Source organism: Bacillus sp. LL01 (genome assembly GCF_001037965.1).
This window is the reverse complement of sequence record NZ_LFEL01000264.1, coordinates 1-3202: the sequence shown is the minus strand read 5'-3', so window position 1 is coordinate 3202 and position 3202 is coordinate 1. Positions and strand designations below refer to the sequence as shown.

At 40.1% G+C, this 3202-nt stretch carries 4 protein-coding genes; 3 read left to right on the top strand and 1 reads right to left on the bottom strand.

Annotation, left to right across the window (positions count from 1 at the left end; all coding sequences use genetic code 11):
* Window positions 1–331 (top strand): HAD-IA family hydrolase (locus tag AB685_RS29140; RefSeq protein WP_047974107.1); only part of this gene is annotated, 331 nt, incomplete at its 5' end.
* 109 nt (window positions 332–440) lie between these two features.
* On the opposite strand, the gene AB685_RS29135 is transcribed toward AB685_RS29140, so the two are convergent.
* On the bottom strand, window positions 441–950 hold the full coding sequence (locus AB685_RS29135) for a phosphatidylglycerophosphatase A (protein ID WP_047974106.1): 510 nt from the start codon (window positions 948–950) through the stop codon (window positions 441–443).
* Window positions 951–1093: 143 nt separating this feature from the next.
* Here AB685_RS29135 and yutH point away from each other — a divergent pair, with 143 nt between their 5' ends.
* Window positions 1094–2131: a spore coat putative kinase YutH gene (yutH, locus tag AB685_RS29130; protein WP_047974105.1), complete on the top strand. Its 1038-nt coding sequence runs from the start codon at window positions 1094–1096 to the stop codon at window positions 2129–2131.
* A gap of 218 nt (window positions 2132–2349) precedes the next feature.
* Window positions 2350–3202, top strand: an 853-nt coding sequence (locus AB685_RS29125) for a homoserine dehydrogenase (RefSeq protein WP_047974104.1), incomplete at its 3' end; no start/stop codon positions are given.

The window sequence follows — 3202 nt, the reverse complement described above, 5'->3', positions numbered from 1 at the left end:
TGGGGATCGTGCACTTCCTACAGAACGAGGGTTAATGCCAGGAGCAGGATCGTTGATCTCAGTAGTCACGACATCTACTGGGATTAAGCCAACGTTTATTGGAAAGCCTGAGTCCATTATGATTGAACAAGCACTTGAGCGTATCGGTGTTAGAAAAGAAGAGGCTTTAATGATTGGTGATAATTATGATACTGATATATTGGCGGGGATTCGTGCGCACGTTGATTCGCTGATGGTGCTTACAGGTGTAACAGAAGAAAAACATTTAAATATCGTTGATGAAAAGCCAACGTATGTCATTCAGTCGTTGGCTGAATGGGAGATTAATTAAACGTTTGTTTAACAAGATTCATGCGATTGCATGAATCTTTTTTTGAGCAATATGTACTAGATTCGACTGCCCCAACCGAATTGGAGTCGAATCTAAAGGTTAAGAGTGGTTACTCAACGTTAGCGGCCCGGTGTGCTAAACGACTTGAAGCTGCAGCTGCGATTGCCCCTACAATATCATCAAGGAATGTGTGGCATTTTCCACTTGATTTATCATTTAAATCCTTTAAGATTCCTGGTTTTAATTTATCGATGTATCCGTAGTTGGTAAAGCCAATCGATCCATACACATTAACAATCGATAGCGCAATAATCTCATCAACACCGTATAAGCCTTCGTCACGAGCGATAATTCCTTGAAGCGGTTCTTCTAATTTTTTTTGCTCTGTTAACACATCGAGCTGAATACCCGTTAAAATCGCATTCTGAATTTCTCGCTTTCTGATCACTCGGTTGACATTATGAATACAATCATCCATCGATAAATGAGGGTGATACTTTTCTTGAAGGAAGTAAACGAGGTCAGCAATATCCTGAATGGTTACGCCGCGCTCTATTAAGGCTTGTCGTGCTCTTTCTTCTACTTCATCGTAATTTTTCTTCTCTTGCTTCTCTGACATAAAATCCCCTCCAGCGTTCATTCACCTTATCAACACTTGGCGTGGAGACAAAATGATTATTAATAGTCTACGGGAAAGATACACATTTTATGCAAATGGGTCATAGACTAGATAAAAGAAGCTGTAGGTAGGGAGGGAAGACTGTGTTTGAGCGGAATGTGTATGATCAATATGGATTATATTGTGATTCTCGGTTTGCCTTAGGTGACTATGAAGGATTTGAAGCTGGAGGAAAATCCTTTGTTTTTTTTCCAAAAGAAGAATGTGCTTCAAATGAACAAGAGATGCTTGATTATGCAGATTATTATCGTTCGATCGGTGATTCCACGATGTTGAATGTGACAAAAACAAAGCAAGGTGGAAATGTAGGATTAATAGACGGGCAGGAAGTTTATTTGTTTGAATTACCCCCTCAAGAAAGAAATGGAGGCCTTCACTTAGAGAGCAATTATGAAGTGGGAGAGCATTTGGCGACCATTCATTATTATGGCAAACAAATGCCGCTAACAAAAAGGTCTCATGATTATTTTGGCCAGTGGCATAAATTGTGGGAAAAAAGACTTGAGCAGCTAGAGGGTTGGTATCAACAGATTAGTTACGAGAAGCCAAGGTCCTATGTAGATGAGGCTTTTTTGTATTCCTATCCTTATTTTATGGGGTTGAGTGAAAATGCGATCCAATATGCAGTGGACGCTCGGTTAGATGATCCGACGCATGACCAAGAAAAAGGGACGGTTTGTCATAGAMGTTTTACGGATCAGACATGGTTAGTTACCTCTACTCGTGGGGGGATTATAAAACGTCCTACTGAATTTGTGTATGACCATCCTTGTCGAGATATTGCTGAGTGGGTGAGACAAAAGCGCTACGATTTAACGGAATTAAGGAGTAGCCAGTGGGATGATATTCACTCATTTGTTGAAGGGTATGAGCAATATGAACCTCTTTCCTCGTACGCGTGGAGACTTACTTATGCTCGATTACTCTTTCCAGTCCACTACTTTGAAACAATCGAAAATTACTATCGATCTCAAATTAATGAAGAGAAACAAGAGCATGGTCAARCCTTCTTTTCTTTAATTGAACACGAAGGAGCAAATGAAGAGTTTTTAAAAGGATTTTCTGAGATGGTACGAATTCCAAAAACATCATCACGCACCCCTAGTGTGGAATGGTTATAAATGACTTAAACAAGATCATCTCACAACTTGAGGTGATCTTATTTTTATTTACAAAATCTCTGTAACTCGTGGTTGTGTTATGATATATGAGAATTGTTAGAACATTTACAAAATACCCCTTGTTTTATCTGGTAATCCATTTTATAATGTCCTTTATACAAATACAAATGTTCTTTTTAGAGATACAGAACCAGATAGATGGATTGGAGTGGAGAAAAATGAAACAAGGAATCAATGTGGGACTGCTAGGACTCGGAACGGTAGGTACTGGTGTCATCTCAATTATTGAACAGCACCAACAAGAGCTGAAGCATCAAGTAGGCTGCGCAGTTAACGTGACTAAGGTGCTTGTTCGTGATCTTGATAAAAAGCGTGGCGTGACTGTAGGTAACGACATATTAACAACTAACCCTGAAGATGTGTGTGCGAACCCTGATATTGATGTAGTCATTGAAGTAAGGGGTGGAGTGGATGAAACGAAAGAACAACTCATCCAAGCGCTAGAGCATAAGAAGCATGTTGTGACAGCCAATAAAGATTTAATGGCATTGCACGGGGCAGAACTTCTACATCTTGCCTCCAAAAACGGCTGTGATTTATTTTATGAAGCAAGTGTAGCGGGTGGGATTCCGATTTTACGAAGCTTAGTCGACGGTTTAGCTTCTGATCGAATCACCAAAATGATGGGGATCGTCAATGGAACAACTAATTATATTCTTACAAAAATGTCTCAAGAAGGTAGCTCATACTTAGATGTGCTAGCACAGGCTCAAGACTTAGGGTTTGCAGAGAGCGATCCTACCTCRGATGTCGAAGGTCTAGATGCTGCTCGTAAAATGGCTATTTTAGCGACACTTGKCTTTTCGATGGATGTAAAGCTAGATGATGTGTCAGTTAAAGGGATCTCTTCTGTGACAGACCGGGATTTACATTATTGTGAGCARCTAGGATACACGATGAAACTGATCGGCTTAGCTAAGCGAGATGATGATCGAATTGAAGTGAGTGWAGGACCAACATTATTACCTAATGAACACCCTCTAGCGTCCGTCCATAATGAGTACAATGAAG